11 protein-coding genes are annotated in these 14,269 nt (G+C 67.0%); 5 read left to right on the top strand and 6 right to left on the bottom strand.

What is annotated here, in order from left to right; translation table 11 throughout:
* Positions 1–38: 38 nt before the first annotated feature.
* Together acnA and H9L22_RS05820 are read left to right on the top strand one after the other, a co-directional pair.
* Positions 39–2,714 (top strand): aconitate hydratase AcnA, encoded by a 2,676-nt coding sequence (gene acnA, locus H9L22_RS05825; protein WP_187721962.1) that lies wholly within the window; start codon positions 39–41, stop codon positions 2,712–2,714.
* 681 nt (positions 2,715–3,395) lie between these two features.
* Positions 3,396–3,986, top strand: a complete 591-nt coding sequence (locus H9L22_RS05820) for a hypothetical protein (RefSeq protein WP_187721961.1) — start codon at positions 3,396–3,398, stop codon at positions 3,984–3,986.
* 290 nt (positions 3,987–4,276) lie between these two features.
* Here H9L22_RS05820 and H9L22_RS05815 read toward each other — a convergent pair whose 3' ends face one another.
* Positions 4,277–4,639, bottom strand: a complete 363-nt coding sequence (locus H9L22_RS05815; RefSeq protein ID WP_226966154.1) for an HNH endonuclease signature motif containing protein — start codon at positions 4,637–4,639, stop codon at positions 4,277–4,279.
* 127 nt (positions 4,640–4,766) lie between these two features.
* Between H9L22_RS05815 and H9L22_RS05810 the strand changes: the two genes are divergently transcribed.
* Positions 4,767–6,323 (top strand): IS1634 family transposase, encoded by a 1,557-nt coding sequence (locus tag H9L22_RS05810; RefSeq protein WP_187721960.1) that lies wholly within the window; start codon positions 4,767–4,769, stop codon positions 6,321–6,323.
* Here the strand turns inward: H9L22_RS05810 and H9L22_RS05805 are convergent.
* Positions 6,216–7,268, bottom strand: coding sequence for a 13E12 repeat family protein (locus tag H9L22_RS05805; protein ID WP_187721959.1), 1,053 nt, complete (start codon positions 7,266–7,268; stop codon positions 6,216–6,218). The two genes, H9L22_RS05810 and H9L22_RS05805, sit on opposite strands and share 108 nt — an antisense overlap.
* A gap of 310 nt (positions 7,269–7,578) precedes the next feature.
* The gene (locus H9L22_RS05800; RefSeq protein WP_187721958.1) at positions 7,579–8,967 is read right to left on the bottom strand and encodes an MFS transporter; all 1,389 of its coding nucleotides are present in this window, start codon (positions 8,965–8,967) and stop codon (positions 7,579–7,581) included.
* 126 nt (positions 8,968–9,093) lie between these two features.
* On the opposite strand from H9L22_RS05800, the gene H9L22_RS05795 reads away from it, so the two are divergent.
* Positions 9,094–9,483, top strand: a complete 390-nt coding sequence (locus H9L22_RS05795; RefSeq protein ID WP_187721957.1) for a hypothetical protein — start codon at positions 9,094–9,096, stop codon at positions 9,481–9,483.
* A gap of 130 nt (positions 9,484–9,613) precedes the next feature.
* A complete protein-coding gene (gene dxs, locus H9L22_RS05790) occupies positions 9,614–11,551 on the top strand; it encodes a 1-deoxy-D-xylulose-5-phosphate synthase (protein WP_226966153.1) in 1,938 nt (645 codons plus the stop codon).
* Here dxs and pdxY read toward each other — a convergent pair.
* The 3 genes from pdxY to H9L22_RS05775 form a co-directional block, all read right to left on the bottom strand.
* A complete protein-coding gene (gene pdxY / locus H9L22_RS05785; protein WP_187721955.1) occupies positions 11,520–12,371 on the bottom strand; it encodes a pyridoxal kinase PdxY in 852 nt (283 codons plus the stop codon). The genes dxs and pdxY overlap by 32 nt on opposite strands.
* A gap of 94 nt (positions 12,372–12,465) precedes the next feature.
* Positions 12,466–13,686, bottom strand: a complete 1,221-nt coding sequence (locus H9L22_RS05780; RefSeq protein WP_187721954.1) for an HRDC domain-containing protein — start codon at positions 13,684–13,686, stop codon at positions 12,466–12,468.
* Positions 13,683–14,258: a DUF3000 domain-containing protein gene (locus H9L22_RS05775; protein ID WP_187721953.1), complete on the bottom strand. Its 576-nt coding sequence runs from the start codon at positions 14,256–14,258 to the stop codon at positions 13,683–13,685. The genes H9L22_RS05780 and H9L22_RS05775 overlap by 4 nt, the downstream gene beginning before the upstream one ends.
* Positions 14,259–14,269: the final 11 nt, after the last annotated feature.

Here is a 14,269-nt window from a genome sequence, read left to right as displayed (position 1 = left end):
CAAGAGAATTTGCCTGTCGCCATGTTTGAAGGAGAAGGATGAGCGTCAACAGTTTCGGGGCGAGGAGCAGCCTCGACGTCAACGGGACCAGCTACGAGATCTTCCGGCTGGACGCCGTCGAGGGCTCGGCGAAGCTGCCCTTCAGCCTGAAGGTGCTGCTGGAGAACCTGCTCCGCACGGAGGACGGCGCCAACATCACCAAGGCCGACATCGAGTTCCTCGGTAACTGGGACCCGTCGGCCGAGCCCGACCACGAGATCCAGTTCACGCCCGCCCGCGTGATCATGCAGGACTTCACCGGCGTGCCCTGCGTCGTGGATCTCGCCACGATGCGTGAGGCCGTCGTCGCCCTCGGCGGCGACCCGGACAAGGTGAACCCGCTGTCGCCCGCCGAGATGGTCATCGACCACTCCGTCATCGCTGAGGTATTCGGCGTGGCCAGCGCGTTCCAGCAGAACACCGACATCGAGTACCAGCGCAACCGCGAGCGCTACCAGTTCCTCCGCTGGGGCCAGACGGCATTCGACAACTTCAAGGTCGTCCCCCCGGGCACCGGCATCGTGCACCAGGTCAACATCGAGCACCTGGCCCGCGTCATCTTCCCGCGCACGGTCGACGGCGTCCTGCAGGCGTACCCCGACACCTGCGTCGGCACCGACTCGCACACCACCATGGTCAACGGCCTGGGCGTCGTCGGCTGGGGTGTGGGTGGCATCGAGGCTGAGGCGGCCATGCTCGGCCAGCCCGTCTCCATGCTCATTCCGCGGGTCGTCGGCTTCAAGCTCAAGGGCAAGCTGAACGAGGGCACCACCGCCACCGACCTCGTGCTCACGATCACTGAGATGCTGCGCGCCCACAAGGTCGTCGGCAAGTTCGTCGAGTTCTACGGCGAGGGCGTCGCCCAAGTACCGCTGGCGAACCGCGCCACCATCGGCAACATGAGCCCGGAGTACGGCTCGACCATCGCGATCTTCCCGATCGACGACAAGACCACCGACTACATGCGACTGACCGGGCGTGACGAGGAGCAGATCGCCCTCGTCGAGGCCTACGCCAAGGCCCAGGGCCTGTGGCACGACCCGTCGGTCGAGCCGGTCTTCTCCGAGTACATCGAGCTGGACCTGTCGACGGTCGTCCCGTCCATCGCCGGTCCGAAGCGCCCGCAGGACCGCATCAAGCTCGTCGACGCGAAGACCAACTTCGCCGAGAACGTGCCCCTCTACACGTCGGACCCGGCCAAGGTCGTCCCCGTCACGCTGGCCGACGGCTCGAGCTTCGGCCTGACCAACGGCGCCGTCACCGTCGCGTCGATCACGTCGTGCACCAACACGTCGAACCCCTCGGTCATGATCGGTGCCGCCCTGCTGGCGAAGAATGCCGTCGAGAAGGGGCTCACCCGTAAGCCCTGGGTGAAGACGTCGCTGGCTCCCGGCTCGCAGGTCGTCACCGATTACTACGAGAAGGCCGGCCTGACGCAGTACCTCGACGCACTGGGCTTCAACCTGGTCGGCTACGGCTGTGTCACCTGCATCGGCAACACGGGCCCGCTCATCCCGGAGATCTCGAAGGCCGTCAACGACGAGGATCTTGCCGTCGCCGCCGTCCTGTCCGGCAACCGCAACTTCGAGGGACGCATCAGCCCCGACGTGAAGATGAACTACCTCGCGTCGCCGATGCTCGTCATCGCCTACGCGCTGGCCGGCACGATGGACATCGACCTGCTGACCGACCCGATCGCCCAGAACGACGCCGGTGAGGACGTCTTCCTCAAGGACATCTGGCCGTCGCAGGACGAGATCGAGACCGTCGTCGGCTCCTCGATCTCCGCCGACATGTTCTCGTCGCGCTACGCCGACGTGTTCACCGGCGACGAGCGCTGGCGTTCGCTCCCCACCCCGGAGGGCAACACCTTCGAGTGGGACGACGCGTCGACCTACGTCCGCAAGGGCCCGTACTTCGACGGCATGCCGGCCGAGCCGGCCCCGGTCGAGGACATCGCCGGAGCCCGCGTGCTGCTGAAGCTGGGCGACTCGGTCACCACCGACCACATCTCGCCCGCAGGCAACATCAAGGCCGACTCGCCCGCGGGACGGTACCTGTCGGAGCACGGCGTCGAGCGTCGCGACTTCAACTCATACGGATCGCGTCGCGGCAACCATGAGGTCATGATCCGCGGCACGTTCGCGAACATCCGCCTGCGCAACCAGATCGCGCCGGGTACCGAGGGTGGCTTCACCCGCGACTTCACCGTCGCCGACGCCCCCGTCACCACCGTCTACGAGGCGTCGGTCAACTACGCCGAGCAGGGCACCCCGCTCGTCGTGCTGTCCGGCAAGGAGTACGGCTCCGGCTCGTCGCGTGACTGGGCGGCCAAGGGCACGGCGCTGCTCGGCGTCCGCGTGGTCATCGCCGAGAGCTACGAGCGCATCCACCGCTCGAACCTCATCGGCATGGGCGTCCTCCCGCTCCAGTTCCCCGAGGGCCAGACGGCCGACTCGCTGGGCCTGAGCGGCGAGGAGACCTTCTCCGTGTCCGGCGTGACCGCCCTCAATGACGGCATCACCCCGAAGACGATGCAGGTCACGGCGGTCCGTGCCGACGGTACCGAGGTCGTGTTCGACGCGGTTGTCCGCATCGACACCCCCGGTGAGCGCGGCTACTACGTCAACGGCGGCATCATGCAGTACGTGCTGCGCCAGCTGGCGAAGGCCTGATCCAGGCAGAGAAGAGGGGCCGCGTCCGTGTGGACGCGGCCCCTCTTCGTCTCCTCGGTCGCCTCGGACTGCCGCTGGACCCCTGCCGCAGAGTGGCCCGCCTTGGCTGCTCTGCGCCCAGCGTCCGGCGAAGGAATCTTCGACCCAAATCGATGTCCAAGCTGACGAATATGTCGCGGAGGCGCTGTGGAGGTGCGTGGACCGAAGCCCCTCTCGGCGGCGCCGCCGGGAATGCAACCATGAGCAATCGGCGAGTAAAGATAAGGTGGGCATATGTTGACAGCCCTACTACCAGGAGTGCGAGAACTTCGCACGCCCCTGGCGACCGGCCTGCTCTGGGCCGCCGCCTTATGGCTTCTCTTCGGGGAGAGGGTGGCGAATAGCCCCTCGACTCAGGAGTTCATGGCGCGACTTGAACACCTCGGGCTCGGGTCGTCAACTTGGCTAGGTGTCGCCGTTTTCGCCGCCTACTTAGTCGGCAGCCTGCTGGTTGTTCGATCTTCCCCATTCAGGTGGATCGAACAGAGTTACCCCAGGGTGTGGCCCGCGCGTCGAGTTGGGGACTCCGCTGAGAGTCAGCCATCTCGCGCGCACGCCTGGGTAAGGTCTGTGAGTACGCTCTGGCAAACCCGACTACAGACTGGGCGTTGGACGCGCATCCGTGGCATTGGCGGGTTTGTCGTGGCGCGTAAGCCGATCGACATCTGGCTCGGCGAGGAGTTCGATCAACTTGCACGGAAAGGGACCGCGCCAGTAACCAACTCGTGGGAACCCTCCTGCGAGACACGGTATGGTTTCGTGGGCCTCTTTGCGACAGCTTCCATCCAGGAGTCTGATGTGGGAGATGAGAACGAGACCCTCGAAGCACTTCGAGACTCATACGTATGCAACATCCGGCGGGAACAGTCTGCGGTCGAGGTGCGCATACAGATGCGTTTCCCACAGGTGTACATGGAAATAGATCGCGTGAGGACCGAGGGAGAACTTCGCTTGTCAGTCTTCTGGCCTCTCCTTGCGGTAATCGCCCTCCTTGCGGTGCAGTGGTCTCCCTGGATCGCCTCCCTCGTGAGCATCCCAACTTGGCTCATGCTTGACGGGTTTCAGAGGCTGCGTGACGCCGAGGAGAAGACGTGGATTCCTGTGATCGCAGGGGAGGTGACGACGCCGATGATGGATTCGATTAAGAGGGCTGAAGATAACCCGCCCAGTGATTTCATGGAGACCTTCTATCAAGATGTCCCGTGGGGCCGTTCGCCGATCCCGTCGAATTGACCCGCGGTCTGGTCTCACGGCATACGTGGCCCAGACCAACTAGCGCGTTACAAGTTGGTCGTGACGCCCAGGAAGGGCACGGTGGACCTCAGGCCTAGGACGGCTTGTCGCGAGCTGCCATCTATCGTGACTCTTCACAGATGGCAGTGGGTGAAAGAGGGCTGGTGCCCATCCCCGCCCAGTGCCCTGCGCTGAAATGGGCCGGGGTCAGAATGATGGGGTGACGCGTCCGTTAGGACGCGGCCGGCGGAAGGATGCTGCCGTGGCCGGGCACGGCCACAGAACCCGTCTCAGTATGTGTCGGTGGGTGCCGGGGGCTTGTTGGGTCGGAGATACAGGGTGGAGTCCATGGTCCAGCCCCGGACGGGTTGCTGGTCCGGCGGATCGTGACGCGGCGGCGGGACCGGATCCGGAATATGCGGCTCGATCTCCCAGCCATATCTCGCTTTGAAGATCAACCCGTCGGGCCGGTTCGGATTCCCCTCGATGGTGAACTCGCCCCGGTGATGTTCCCGGTGATGATGCGTACACAGCGAGATCAACTCATCGATATCGGTGGCCCCGCCTTTGCTCCAGTGACGCTTGTGATGATTCTCGAGGAACCGGGTCACCGGGCAGCCGGGATACCGGCAGCCGCCGTCACGATCCTCCACCAGTTTCCTGGTCCGGCCTGAGTTGGACCTCTCGGCCTGATTTTTGATGCCTCGAGGTGTATCGCTGCTTGTCAGGACGATTCTGTGGCGTGGTTCGGGGCACTAAAAACCCCGGTAGAATCTGGTCATGAGCCCGTTCCTGCGGAAGGTGAAGACAGCTTCCGGGGCTACGGCGGTCCAGATCGTGGAGAAGCAACGCGGGGTCCGCAGGATCGTCGAGCATCTCGGGTCGGCTCATTCCGAAGCCGAGTTGGCAGCCTTGATGCAGGCTGGCCGTGACAAACTCGCAGCGAACCAGCCGGAGTTGGACTTCGACACCGGCGCTGGTGGACGGCCTCGTGCTGGCGCAGCGATAGTGGAGGGCAAGGTCTCTCGGCTGCTGGTCGACGTCCTGCGGGACTCCTGGCGCTGGCTTGGGTTCGATGTGGTGGCTGACGAGGCGTTCTTCCAGCTGGTCCTTGCCCGGTTGGTGGAGCCGACCTCCAAACTCGACAGTCTCCGCGTCATCAGTGAGCTCGGGCTCGAACCTGTCCATCTCTCCACGGTCAAACGGTCACTGAAACGCTGCGCTACGAAGGACTATCGCACCCTGGTGCAGCAGGCCTGCTTCGAGCACGTGTGGTCTGAGCGTGGTGGTGACGTGTCACTGCTCCTCTACGACGTGACCACGCTCTACTTCGAAGCGGAGAAGGAGGACACGCTCCGCAAAGTCGGGTTCAGCAAGGAACGCCGGGTCGACCCTCAGATCGTGGTCGGGCTCCTGGTCGACCGCAGCGGTTTCCCGCTCGAGATCGCCTGCTTCGAAGGCGACAAACCCGAGACCCGCACCATCATTCCCGTGATCAAAGCGTTCCAGGAACGCAACCAGGTCGCTGACATGGTCGTCGTTGCTGACGCTGGGATGCTGTCAGCGACCAACCTGCAGGCCCTCAATGAGGCCGGTCTACGGTTCATCGTCGGGTCCCGGATGGCCAAGGCACCGTTGGACCTGGCCGGACATTTCCACTGGCACGGGACCGCGTTCACCGATGGACAGATCATCGACACCATCACCACCCCAGCCCGCACACCCGATCCCGACCGGCTACGGCGCCGGGCCGAGCCCGTCTGGGATCCCACCGAACACCCTCAGGCCTGGCGGGCTGTTTGGCAGTTCTCCCGGAAACGCGCCGTTCGGGACCGTCATACCCTCACACTGCAGCAGGACCGCGCCCTTGACATCATCGAAGGACGCCGAACGGCGAAGAAGGCCCGCTTCGTCAAAACCAGCGGCCAGCACTCCAGTCTCGATCAACCATCGCTGGATCGCGCGACCGCGCTGGTCGGGCTGAAGGGCTACGTCACCAACATCCCGGCCACCACGATGAGCGCCGGTGAAGTGATCGGGAGTTACCACGACCTCTGGCACGTCGAACAGTCGTTCCGGATGTCCAAGACAGACCTCGCTGCGCGTCCGATCTTCCACCGCACCAGAGACGCGATCGAGGCCCACCTCACGATCGTGTTCACCGCCCTGGCCATCGCACGCGACCTCCAAGACCGCACAGGCTGGAGCATCCGCAGAATCATCCAGACCCTACGACCCCTGCAGCACGTCACCATCAGCATCGGCGACCAACAACTCCAAGCAGAGCCCGCGATCCCCGAAGCCACCGCAGAGATGCTCCGGGAGCTGGGGCACTAAAGAGGTCCAACTCAGGTGATGATTCTCGAGGAACCGGGTCACCGGGCAGCCGGGATACCGGCAGCCGCCGTCACGATCCTCCACCAGTTTCCTGGTCCGGTCGGGGACGATCCGCATCGAGCGTCCCACCGACACCGGCGACGCGTTCTTCAACCACACCGGCCGGATGCTGCCGTCACACGTGATCCGCTCCACCAGATGCGCCGGCAAGGCACCCTGCTTGTTGATCCAGCCCTTGCCGTCGGCTTCGAGGTGGACCAGCACCTTGTAATGCTGCCGGCGTGACCCGGATTCGACCGAGCTGAGGGAGCGGGACGCGACCTCCAGGATCGCGTCAGCGAACGTGGCCTCGGTGTGACCGGCGGTGAACAGGGCGTCTTTCGCTTCGCGGAGGGCTTGTTCGACCAGGGCGCCTTCGAGGGCGTCGGCTTCGTAGCGCAGCTGGAACCGGCCCCCCAGCGTGCCCATCTGCAACGTAGGCCCCTCATCACCAGACGGGCCGGGCCTCGGCGTTTCGTACTCGTCAGGTGGCTCTTCGAAGCCGTACTTCGGCAACGCCCGACGCAACTGCTGCACCGTGGCATGCTCAACAAACACGGAGACCGCATCGCTGTAGGCGGCGGGAACGTTGCGGGCGACCACGGTCATCTGGTCCAGACTGACGGTGCCGGCGGCCATCTTCTCTTCCAACACGGGGAACTCGCCGCGGCGGCGGGCGATCGCGACAATGTCACGAGCCCGCGCCGGAGACGTCGCACACATCACACTGAGCCAGTGCTCGGGCGATTGGATGCCATTCTCGGCCCAGGTGAATGTGTCGAGAACCTCTGCGGTCAGGGCGATGAGTTCGTTGTTCAACTGGGCCAACTGCCCGGCAATCACACCCGCACGCTCCGCCGCTTCCTCCCAGCGGCTGAGGGTGTTGGTGTGGTCGGACAAACTCATAATTAATTGTACATCCGGGCGATTATCAGATCAAGAGTTTGTCGTCTGTTTGTTGGGGTGTTTGTTGATTGGCGGGCCCCCTTCGAGACGCTCGTACCGGGTCCTGAGCTTGTCGAAGGGCACGAGCTCCTCAGGGAGCGGTAGTCCTTCGAGGCCCTCGTTCCGGGCCTGAGCTTGTCGAAGGGTGGTCCCTGAGCTTGTCGAAGGGTGGTCCCCTTCGAGACGCCCTCGTTCCTCGGGCTCCTCAGGGACCGCCTGAGCTTGTCGAAGGGCGGGGAGCGATGCTCCTTCGAGACGCTCGTGCCGGTCCTCAGCGGTCGTCGAGCGACCGGCCCGCCGCGTCGACCAGGCCCCACGCCGCCACCGCCGCCACCACGAAGAAGCCCGCGAACACGGCGAACAGCACAGAGACCCCGACCTGCAGCAGTGCCGGGACGCACAGCGGGGCGATGATGGACGCGATCCGTCCGACGCCTGCCGCCCATCCCGTGCCCGTGCCGCGCAGCGACGTGGGGTACATCTCCGGCGAGACGGCGTACAGCGCGCCCCAGGCGCCCAGGTTGAAGAATGACAGCGCCATGCCGGCTGCGATGATCGCCGTCTCGCCCTCGGCGAGGCCGAAGGCGACGGCGGAGGCGGCCGACCCGACGAGGAAGGTCGACAGTGTCGGGCGCCGCCCCCAGGCCTCGATGAGCCAGGCGGCCACCGCGTAGCCGGGCAGTTGCGCGAGCGTGATGATCAGCGTGAATCCGAACGACGAGACGAGGTCATAGCCCTTGCCGACCAGGATCGACGGAATCCAGATGAAAGCGCCGTAGTAGCCGAAGTTCACACAGAACCACACCAGCCAGAGGCTGAGCGTCCGACGCCGGAACTCGACCGACCACAGGCCGGCGAGACGTCCGCCGGCGCCGATCGCAGGCTCGACGGGGGCCGGGGGAGCGGCCTGCTGGGCAACGCCGTCTGCAGGCTCCTGGCTGCCTCTGTCCTCAGCGCTGGGCCCAGGCGCGGGCAGGCCTGCCGACTCCTCGAACTGGCGCACCACCGCCTCGGCCTCGGCGTGCCGGCCGCGACGCTCCAGCCAGCGGGCCGACTCGGGCAGCCCCCAGCGCACAGCGAGGGCATAGGCGGCGGGGATCGCCCCGATCGCAAAAGCCCAGCGCCAGCCGTCGTCCGAGGTGGGGATGACGAAATAGCCGATGAGTGCCGAGGCGGTCCAGCCGACGGCCCAGAACGCCTCGAGGATGACGATGATCCGGCCGCGCATCCGGGCCGGCGCGAACTCGCTGACATACGTCGAGGCGACAGGCAGTTCCGCGCCGAGTCCCAGGCCGACGACGAAGCGCAGGACGAGAAGCGCCCCCAGTGCACCGACCAGCGCGCTGGCTCCGGTCGCGAGGCCGTAGATGAGCAGTGTGACGGCGAAGATGTGACGGCGTCCGAACCGGTCGGCGAGCAGCCCGCCGAGGCTGGCGCCCAGCGCCATCCCGACGAATCCGATCGAGGCGATCCAGGACCGCTCGGTGGGTGTGAGGCCCCACTGGGCTGCCAGCGCCGCGATGATGAAGGAGATCAGGCCGACGTCCATGGCGTCGAGGGCCCAGCCGATGCCCGAGCCGGTGAGCACCTTCAGGTGCCGGCGGGTGAAGGGGAGCCGGTCGAGCCGATCGGAGCGTGTGCCGTTGTCAGCTTCGGTCATGCGGGCCACTGTAACGGCGTCACTTCGTGGCACCCCGCGGCCTCGTGCGACGGCGAGACGGCCGCTTGTGCACAGGTGAAGGGCGGGAGGTTTACTTTGTCGGACCCCTGGCGTTCAATAGAACACATGTTCGATGAAGATGAGGGAATCCGGGTCTACGTCCCGCCGGGCTGGCCCGGCACCGTCCGCCCACCCGGAGCGCCGGGCTGGCTCGCTTCGGCCGAGTCCTACCTGCTGGACGTCTGCCCGTCCGAGTATCGCGGCTACCAGGTGCTGCGACGCCACCCCGTGGTGCTGGCGGGCCTGGCACGCGAGTTCGTAGCCTCCCAACTCGTGGCGACCAGGGCAGGGCTGCAGGGGGTGCGGACCTCTCTGTCCGGTGTCGTCGATACGGCGACGGCCGATCAGGCCGCCACCGTCCTCCAACAGGAGGAGGCGCGGCTGACCCGCGTCGCCCGCGGTGTGGACCTGGTCGATCAGGCTCTCCGGGACGCACGCTTCACCCCGAAGTTGTAGTTGGCCGTCCCGGGTCTCGGGCGGAGCCTTCAGCTGGGGCTGAGGGTTCCGCCCGCCGGCAAAGTCGCCTCGCGATGGACGGCGGGGGCCGGGGCACGTTGTCCCAGCGCCCTGGCCGTTTCGTTCTACTATGGACCCCATGTCTTTGTTGGATTCGATCACCGGCCCACGAGATCTCCGCACGCTGTCACGACGACAGCTGGAGGACCTCGCTGACGAGATCCGATCCTTCCTGATCACCAAGGTGAGCCGCACCGGCGGCCACCTCGGGCCCAATCTGGGTGTCGTCGAGCTCACCCTCGCCATCCACAAGGTGTTCGACTCGCCGAACGATCCCGTGGTGTTCGATACCGGACACCAGAGCTATGTGCACAAGATGCTGACCGGCCGGCTGGAGGGCTTCGACCGGCTGCGGCAGCGCGGAGGGCTCTCCGGCTACCCGGAGCCGGCCGAGTCGGAGCACGACTGGGTCTCCAACTCGCACGCCTCGACGGCGCTGTCCTGGGCCGAGGGGCTCGCGAAGGGCTATGCCCTGCGGGGCGAGAAGCGCACGGTCGTCGCCGTCGTCGGAGACGGTGCCCTGACGGGCGGCATGGCGTGGGAGGCCCTCAACAGCATCGCCGATCACCCCGAACTGCGGCTCGTGGTCGTCGTCAACGACAACGGCCGCTCCTACACGCCCACCGTCGGCGGCCTCGCGAACCACCTGGCCGGGCTGCGCACCGATCACCGCTACGAGAAGACCCTGTCGCTCATCAAGCGCACCGTCCAGCGGCTCCCGCTGATCGGGCGCCCCGTCTATGACCTGATGCACGGCTTCAAGACCGGCGTGAAGGACGTGCTGGCGCCCCAGTCCATGTTCTCCGACCTCGGCATCAAGTACACGGGCCCGATCGACGGCCACGACATCGCCGTGCTGACCAACCACCTGTCCCAGGCCCGCCAGTTCGGTGGGCCCGTCATCGTCCACTGCGTCACCCGGAAGGGCCGCGGCTTCCAGGCCGCCGAGGAGAACGAAGAGGACCGCTTCCACGCGATCGGCAAGATCAACGAGTTCACGGGCGAACCGCTGACCGCGTCGGTGCAGGCCACCTGGACCGACGCGTTCGCGGAGGCCATGGTGCAGCTTGGACAGCGACGTCCCGACGTCGTCGCCATCACCGCGGCCATGCTCTACCCCGTCGGCCTCGGCCGCTTCGCCGCGGCGTTCCCCGATCGGATCTACGACGTCGGCATCGCCGAGCAGCATGCGATCGTCTCGGCGGCAGGCCTGGCGCGGGCGGGGCTGCATCCCGTCGTCGCGCTGTATGCCACGTTCCTGAACCGTGCCTTCGACCAGGTCCTCCTCGACGCGTCCCTCCACCGGACGGGCATCACGATCACACTGGATCGTGCCGGCGTCACGGGAACGGACGGCGCCAGCCACAACGGCATGTGGGACATGTCGCTGCTCGGCCTCGTGCCGGGGCTGCAGCTCGCCGCCCCGCGCGACCAGACCCGGCTCGTCGAGGCGCTGGACCGCGCCGTCGACGTGGACGACGCCGTCACCGTGATCCGGTACTCGAAGGAACGGCTGCCCGACGAGATTCCCGCCGTCGCCCATGTGGGTGACGGGGCGGCGCGTGTCGACGTGCTGCGCCGCGCCGAGGGTGCCAGGGTTCTGGTGGTCGGCTACGGCCAGTTCGTCGGCATGGCGATCGGGGTCGCCGATCGACTGGCCGACCAGGGTGTCGCGGCGGCCGTCGTCGATCCTCTGTGGGCGCTGCCGGTCAGTCCGGATCTGGTCCGGATGGCCGCAGGCTACGACCTGGTGGTCACGCTCGAGGACAACCTCGTCGAGGGTGGCGTCGGGCAGAAGCTCCGTGCCCGTCTCGCCGAGGCCGATGCGTCCGCGCGGGTGCTCACCTTCGGTGTGCCGCAGCAGTTCCTGACCCACGGCTCCCGTGACGAGGTGCTGGAGGAGGTCGGCCTGACCGCGGCCCGGGTGGCGATGGAGGTGCTGGGCACGATCCTGGCCCAGCCCTCCGCCGGTGCGGTCACCGAACCTGCGTCACCGCGAACGTCGTAGTCGGAGCGACGTACTCGTCCTGCGACTCCACCAGCAGCAGCTCGCTGGCGTCTGCGTCGTGCGTGTTCCGCAGCAGGCCGAACACGGAGCCGGCCGTCCTGGCCAGCGCGTCGGCAGCGTCCCCGCTCCCGCGGAAGTGTGAGGAGAACAGTGCTGCGGCGACGTCGCCCGAGCCGTTGCGCTTGAACGGCAGCCGCGGTGTCTGGACGACCCAGGCGCCGTCCGCCGTCGCGGCGAGCATCTCGATCGTGTCGGCGGGAGCGTCCGGACGGAACACGCTGGTGACCAGCACCGTCGACGGGCCGCTCGCACGGACGACATCGACGGCGGCGAGGGTCTCGTCGATGGTGTGCGGGTCTGTGCCCGTGATGAAGCCGAGCTCGAACTGGTTCGGGGTGATCAGGTCCGCCTGCGGGACGACCCGGTCACGGATCAGTGTCTGCACCTCAGGGGCGACGAAGCACCCGGACGCAGCGCTGCCCAGCACCGGGTCGCACGCGTAGATCGCCTCCGGGTTGCGTGACTTCACGAGCGCCACCGCGTCGAGGATCGCGTCGCCGATGTCGTTGCCGCCCTGGTAGCCGCTCAGCACCAGGTCGACGTCGGCGAGCCCTCCGCGGGCGTCGATCCCGGCCACGATGTCGCGCACCACGTCGCCGCTGATGAGCTGCCCGCCCCAGGCGCCGTACCCCGTGTGATTGGAGAAGACGACGGTGTGCACCGGCATCACCTCGTGTCCGAGGCGCTGCATGGGGAACACCGCGGCGGAGTTGCCGACGTGGCCGTAGGAGACGCAGGACTGGATCGAAAGAACTCGCATGGGTGGAATCCTGCCACCTCCGGCGCCCTGGCCCCAACCCTCCGGGACGCCGCCCATTCCTCGCCGCTCCTCAGGGACCCCGGGCGCCTCGGCGTCAGTCCAGCGGACCGTCCGGATCGCCGGTGAGTGCGTATGCGATGGCGGGAGCGAGGAAGGCGACCTGCCAGGGGCGGGCTCCGAGGCTCAGCAGCCGTTCCTCCGTGGCCGGCTCATCGCTGAAGAGGGCCTCCTGGAGCACCTTGGGTGGTCCGATGAGGCTCGGCTGCGACAGGCCGAGGTCGCAGGCCAGCTCGTCGATGACGGGGCGGGCAGCGGCCCAGCGGTCCGCTGCCGCCGGGTTGATGCGGTCCCACGACCGGGGGAGCGGCACGCCCTGCGACTTCTGCTTGCGGGGCGGGAAGTTCTGCTCCTCCATGGCCCGGACGCTGTCAAGGGCTGCGAGCCAGTTGCTGAGGAAGCGCCGTCCGGGGGTGGCACCGAGACCGGTCTGCTCCGCCGCGGAGCGCGACAGCACCTCGTCGCGGGAGCGGGTCGCCGCCTCGATGATGGCCTTGTCTGGGAGGATCCAGGTCGGCGGACGGTCACGGCGCTGGGCGACGGAGTCACGGGCTTCCCACAGGGCGCGCGCGACGGCCAGCTGCCTGCCGGTGCGCAGTGTGCTCAGTCCGGTGAGACGACGCCACGGATCCTCCTTCGGCTTGGCGATGGTGCCGTACCGGCGCAGTGTCTCGGCGTCCTCCTGGGCGGCCCATTCGGCGCGACCCGACGCGACGAGCTGCTCCCGCAACAGTTCGGCCAGGAGCAGCAGGTAGTCCACGTCGAGGGCGGCGTAGATGAGCCAGGAGGTCGGCAGGGGCCGTCGCGACCAGTTGTCGGCCGAGTGGGCCTTCCGCAGATGCAGGCCGAGCTCGTTCAGCAGCAGCGGACCGAGGCCGGCCGACGGCTTGCCCAGGAGTCGGGCCGCAAGCTCAGTGTCGAAGATGGTGGGCGGGATGATACCGAGTTCGGCCATGCAGGGAAGGTCCTGGCTGGCCGAGTGGATGATCCACGTGGCGTCACCACACGCGTCGATCAGTTCGCGCGGGCCGCGGTCCGTCCCCTCGAACGGGATCGGATCGATCAGCCAGGTGCCGGAACCCTCGCGCCGGATCTGCAGCAGGTACGCCTTCGGCCAGTACCGGTGTCCGTGCGCGCGTTCGGTGTCGAAGGCGACCGGGCCGCTGCCGACGCGCAGCGACGCCAGGCAGTCGTCCAGGGCCGACGGCGTGTCGACGACGGGGCGAAGTGGTTCGCGGGATGTCTCAACGTAGTTCATCGGGCGGTGGGCAGTGTCGCGATCCCCGTCGGGAGGATGGGTTCGCCGGCGATGTGGAACATCAGATTCTGCCAAGCTTTCAGGTGTGGGGTCAGGGTGCGGGTCGCGTCGAGTGTCGGCGTCCATGAGCACCTGAGCTCCACCTCGGCGCGGTCGGCGTCGCTCATCTCGCCGAAACCCCTGTTATAGGAGGACGTGACGGTTCCGGCGATCGCCGTGGCGATGGCGCCGGTGCTTTCCAGGGACTCAGTAAACCAGGACCAGGTGACGTCGGGAAGCAGGGGGTCGGTGACCATCTCGATCTCGACCTCCGCCTTGGCGTAGGTGACGAGGCGGAACGTGCCACCCCAGGCCGAGTTGCCGGCGGGGTCATGGAGCAGGATCAACCGACCTAGCGCGCGCGGATCCTCATCGCCCTCCAACTCTCCGCTGACGGCGACGGCATACGGCGCAATGCGCTGCGGGGAGCCGATCTCGTCGACGACGAAGTGTGGTCGCCAGGGCATGATGCTGAGTTCGCGCAGGGACCTGGCGAACACCTCGGGGACGGGCCCGCTCACGTTGGGTGGCACGTCGTCAGCGT

Origin of the sequence: Tessaracoccus defluvii, assembly GCF_014489575.1 — a bacterium.
Lineage (GTDB): Bacteria > Actinomycetota > Actinomycetes > Propionibacteriales > Propionibacteriaceae > Arachnia > Arachnia defluvii.
This window is presented reverse-complemented; position numbering and strand designations above follow the sequence as displayed.

What these genes read in the sequence shown, in the direction of transcription:
- acnA (WP_187721962.1), top strand. Translation starts at nt 39, where the DNA reads ATGAGCGTCAACAGTTTCGGGGCGAGGAGCAGCCTCGACGTCAACGGG.
- H9L22_RS05810 (WP_187721960.1), top strand. Translation starts at nt 4,767, where the DNA reads ATGAGCCCGTTCCTGCGGAAGGTGAAGACAGCTTCCGGGGCTACGGCG.
- H9L22_RS05780 (WP_187721954.1), bottom strand. Translation starts at nt 13,686, where the DNA reads ATGAACTACGTTGAGACATCCCGCGAACCACTTCGCCCCGTCGTCGAC.
- H9L22_RS05795 (WP_187721957.1), top strand. Translation starts at nt 9,094, where the DNA reads ATGTTCGATGAAGATGAGGGAATCCGGGTCTACGTCCCGCCGGGCTGG.
- pdxY (WP_187721955.1), bottom strand. Translation starts at nt 12,371, where the DNA reads ATGCGAGTTCTTTCGATCCAGTCCTGCGTCTCCTACGGCCACGTCGGC.
- H9L22_RS05800 (WP_187721958.1), bottom strand. Translation starts at nt 8,967, where the DNA reads ATGACCGAAGCTGACAACGGCACACGCTCCGATCGGCTCGACCGGCTC.
- H9L22_RS05805 (WP_187721959.1), bottom strand. Translation starts at nt 7,268, where the DNA reads ATGAGTTTGTCCGACCACACCAACACCCTCAGCCGCTGGGAGGAAGCG.
- dxs (WP_226966153.1), top strand. Translation starts at nt 9,614, where the DNA reads ATGGACCCCATGTCTTTGTTGGATTCGATCACCGGCCCACGAGATCTC.